Source organism: Psychrobacter sp. FME6, assembly GCF_014861365.1.
GTDB lineage: Bacteria > Pseudomonadota > Gammaproteobacteria > Pseudomonadales > Moraxellaceae > Psychrobacter.
In genome coordinates this window covers 1-4,711 of sequence record NZ_RRYW01000147.1, presented here as the reverse complement: position 1 = coordinate 4,711, position 4,711 = coordinate 1, and the positions used below count along the sequence as shown (strand labels likewise).

Annotated in this window: 5 protein-coding genes; all 5 read left to right on the top strand. The window is 37.5% G+C overall.

Features of this window, described 5'->3' with window-relative positions:
- Positions 1–109 precede the first annotated feature (109 nt).
- A complete protein-coding gene (locus EI162_RS13460; RefSeq protein ID WP_413038397.1) occupies positions 110–727 on the top strand; it encodes a DUF2515 family protein in 618 nt (205 codons plus the stop codon).
- A gap of 112 nt (positions 728–839) precedes the next feature.
- Positions 840–1,949, top strand: a complete 1,110-nt coding sequence (locus EI162_RS13455) for a hypothetical protein (protein ID WP_192524824.1) — start codon at positions 840–842, stop codon at positions 1,947–1,949.
- A gap of 46 nt (positions 1,950–1,995) precedes the next feature.
- Complete coding sequence (locus tag EI162_RS13450; protein WP_192524823.1) at positions 1,996–3,189, top strand: hypothetical protein; 1,194 nt, start codon at positions 1,996–1,998, stop codon at positions 3,187–3,189.
- 45 nt (positions 3,190–3,234) lie between these two features.
- Complete coding sequence (locus EI162_RS13445) at positions 3,235–4,428, top strand: hypothetical protein (protein WP_192524822.1); 1,194 nt, start codon at positions 3,235–3,237, stop codon at positions 4,426–4,428.
- A gap of 45 nt (positions 4,429–4,473) precedes the next feature.
- A partial coding sequence (locus EI162_RS13440; protein WP_192524821.1) for a hypothetical protein occupies positions 4,474–4,711 on the top strand: 238 nt, incomplete at its 3' end.

Sequence of the window (4,711 nt, the reverse complement as noted above, 5' to 3'; positions counted from 1 at the left end):
CCAAGGTTGGATGGAAAATGACTTATCTAAATTGTTTTATGATATTCATCCAAATTATAACTCTTTTGTAGTGCAGTGACTATATGGGTCAGCTGTATTTTTTAAATGTATCAATGATAGGAATACAAACAACCTTGTACCACAAATGAAAACAGCTATTAATCAAGCTCCCTGGGCAACAAAGTCTTTACCTAAAATTAAATATTTGAAAAGTAACAACTACTTAGTTAAAGGGTTTAATGAAGTTAAAAAATTTGAAAACGCTGCTAAATCAAAGGATAAAATAGCAGCTCAATATGAAAACTTATTACAAACGGCATACCATGAGCAAAAAATGATTTTACAACCGTTGATCTATGAAGACAAAAGACATCAGATTGAAATCGATGCAATGGGGTTAGCTGGTCCATTTGCTCCCGCTGTTCAACTATATTTTTCAAACGCCTGTAAAGTGCCGCAAGATGGAACAAGAACTTCTGAAGGTACACTAGGTGTTAACGTCGGCCAGCAAGTACGTATTATAAGAGGAAAAGCTCAGTCAACTGCCAGTCAGGATAAATATATCTCAAAACCCGATACGGATATCGTGCTGTATAACTATGATAGCCGTATGAAGTGGATAAAAGATGCTGCTCAGAAATTTCATCAACTGATGCAAGATGAGAAAGTCTATATGCATAGTGAACTAACAACTATGGCTGGATGGTATAACAAGGCCGACTCATAAACTCATCTTAAAAAAACAGTAGATTGCCATGATAAAAAAACTTTGCTTCTCCTTCGTATGTTTCGTACTCCTTTTTTCGACTACTGCCTGCCAAGCAGAAAAAGAGATCACTATGCCTGATAAACCGTTAGAAATATCTCTAAACATCTCTGCTAAAGAACTATATAAGAATAATTCTGTATATGAAAAATACCAGAATGCCGATGCTCAGCCTATGGGCGTGACCTTTCAAGGTTATGACTTTCCTCGTTTTCAAGAAAGTAATATGGTTTTCAAATACCCTGATGGGGAATTTAAAGTAGACGGTGTTATGTCTATTAATTCATATGATAATGTAAAAAAAACTGACAGTTTATTAACAAACTATGATGTTACTTTTATCTACAACAAAGATTCTGATGGCATCACGGATAAAGATGCCTATAATAAAACTATGCAACTATTCAAAGAATTACAAGGTAAAGGCTGGGTATATAATAAGGATATAGGTTCACCACGCCTGTCTAAAAAAGACGGTTTTACTTTTACACTTGCAGACCATACAAGTAGTCTGGGCTTGGACTTTACACATGTTCTAACATTTGAAGAATGGATGCAATTGAGCAATATACAGACATGGCAGTTGCGGCATGGAACTGATGTTTTTATGGATATCATGTACATTAGAGATACGGATCCTGAAACAGGTAACCGTCATTACTTAATGAGTCTGGACATACATGACTCAATTGAAGTAGTTAAACAAACTGTAGGAGCAGACCATAGAGATAATTGGGAGAGTGAGTATATTAAATTATATCCAGAAATACCTACATGGAGACTACAATCTGAAACTCAGGCTCTTGAGATGGGTCTAAGAATTCAGCAAGACCAGCCTGACTATACACTACCCCTGGTATTAGAAAAAACAGGCATCGACACCAGTAAATTCATCTCTATTGACCCCTATAAAATAACTTACGAAGAGTTCATTAAGCGTTCAGAGGCGGGTGAAGATATGACGCCTTATTATGAGAATCAAACCAAACCCAACAAATCTGACACTACCAGTCAAGCTCGAGGCCGTTGCCTAGCTGGTCAGCTCTGCCCTAAATCAGGCTACTGGTTCACGCAAGCAAAATCTGACAGCCGTGCTTACTTTAAGCAAGGCCACATCATGCCAGACTATCCTAACAATAATTGGGGTGAGGTTATTTGGCAGTTTGAGAGTGAAGAAGGATAAAGATATAACATCCTATCTTTAAAGCAACTAAGGTAAGTTTAGTATTATGTTTAAGCGATCTCTCAGTATTCTTATTTGTTTGAGTCTGACCTTTCTAACTACTGCCTGCCAAGCAGAAAAAGAGATCACTATGCCTGATAAACCGTTAGAAATTTCTTTAAATATGACTGCTAAAGAGTTATACGACGCAAACCCTGAATATAAAAAATATCAAAGTGCCGATGCCCAGCCTATGGGCGTTACTTTTCAGGGTTATGACTTTCCGACAAGCAATATGGGAGAAGTGATTTTCCATTATTCTGATGATAGTTTTAAGATTGACCAAGTTGTCACTATCTTAGCTATGGATAAGGTAACTAGCGAGCAGCGAGGGTTAAATAAAATTACAGTTGATTTTTTCTTCGACAAAACAGACAACGGCATATCAGATAAAGATGCTTATAAAAAAATGATATCTTTCTTTAAAGAGCTACAAGATAAAGGTTGGATGCATGCAAAAACTTTAAGTGAACCTCGTTTAAGCCCTAAAGACAGCTTTAAATTTGCTACTAAAGAAGATGGATATGCCTTCAGTCTTAACTATACTTATCCATTAATTTTTGAACAGTGGTTGCAGCTCGATGATCTACAAACATGGCAGCTTCGCCATGGTGCAGACACCTTTTTAAATATTAGAATGAATAGACAAACAGATTCATCCACAGGTAAGCGTCATTACCTGATTAGTTTAGAGGTTTTCAATGAAGTGGAGCTACTTCAACAAATCGTTCCGAATGATTATGACGAGCCTTTGACTAAAGAATACAGTAAGCTTTATGACAAACTACCTGAAGCTAGACTCTTTATTGAAACTGAAGCTATTAAAATGGGATTAAAGATTCAGCAGAACCAACCTGACTATACCCTACCACTCGTACTTAAAGAGACAGGTATCGATACCAGCAAATCTGTATCAATTGACCCTTATAAAATTACCTACGAGGATTTTATAAAGCGTCAAGAGGCGGGCGAAGACATGACGCCTTACTATGAAAATAAAACCAAACCCAATAAACCTGAAATTACCAGTCAAGCCAAAGGACGTTGCCCTGCCAATCAGCCCTGTCCTAAATCAGGCTACTGGTTCACGCAAGCAAAATCTGACAGTCGTGCCTACTTTAAGCAAGACGACATCATGCCAAGTTACCTAATCAATAATTGGGGTGAGGTTATTTGGCAGTTTGAGGGTGAGAAAGGGTAGCTATATTGCATTATTAATCGATAAGACTAAGGCAGGTTTTGAGTTATGTTTAAGCGATCTCTCAGTACTCTCATTTGTTTTAGTCTGACCTTTCTAACTACTGCCTGCCAAGCAGAAAAAAAGATCACTATTCCTGACAAACCGTTAGAAATTTCTTTAAGCATGACTGCTAAAGAACTTTATGAGAGCAACCTTGAATATAAAAAACACCAAAGTGCTGATGCCCAGCCCATGGACACAGTATTTCGTGGCTTTAACTTTCCTTCAGGTAGTACAGTAGAATCAGTATTTTCCTATCCTAGCGGCTCTATAGAAATTAATAACGTAGCAACAGTTCGCGCTATGGGAGAGTTTTCTATAGAAAACTTTCAATTACCAAAAATTAATATAACTACTTTCCTTCGTGGAAATGACTCAAATAATATCACAGACAAAGAAGCTTACGATCAAGTACAAAAGATATTTAAACAGCTTGAATCTCAAGGATGGGAGTACAACTTTGGACTTAGCTCACCGAGAGTATCGCCTGAAAATGCTGTTAAATATGCTTTAACTGGTGGTAGTACTTCATATCTAGATTATCGTTACCCTCTAAGCCTAGATGAGTTTAATCAAATCACCTCCTATCTTCATAAATGGTATCTACGTCATGGTACTGACACTTATCTACAAATAGAGATGTGGCGAAACACTGAAGAAAACGGTGATACTACTATACTGTTTTCCTATAAATTTTACGATGAAAGCGAAGAGATCAACAGATATATTGATTTTGAAAATGGTGTGACTGCAATGGACTCTTTCGTCGAACACTACAATCAGCAGCCTCATGTATATAGGCTTAGTTCAGAGTCATCAGTGGTTAAAAAAGACATACCGTTAGATAAATCATTGAGCTCTCATACATTCCCTTCGGTTAAACAAGAAACGGGATTTGATACCGCTAAGATAATTAATACTGATCCATATAAAATTACTCATCGAGAATTCATGGAACGCTATGAGAAAGGCGAAGATATGACATCCTACTACGAAAACCAGCCGAAGGCTAAACCTGAAATTACCAGTCAAGCTCGTGGACGTTGCCTAGCCGGACAACCCTGCCCTAAATCAGGCTACTGGTTTACTTTAGCCAATTCAGACAGTCGTGCTTACTTTAAAAAAGGCGACATCATGCCAGATTATCCTAATAACCAATGGGGCGAAGTGATTTGGCAGTTTGAGGGTGAAGAAGGGTAGCTATATTACATTATTAATCGATACAACGAAGGCAGGTTTTGAGTCATGTTTAAGCGATCTCTCAGTATTCTTATTTGTTTGAGTCTGACCTTTCTAACTACTGCCTGCCAAGCAGAAAAAGAGGTTACCATCTCCCCTCATGCAACTATTTCAGTCTCAGAAAGTCCTGAAACTTTTAAGAAGAATAACGAGGACATCAAACAGTATTGGAGTTTTGATGATAACCCACTCAATATTGGCAGCTTAGGCGTTACTTTTTACGAAATTAACTTTCCATCTAACG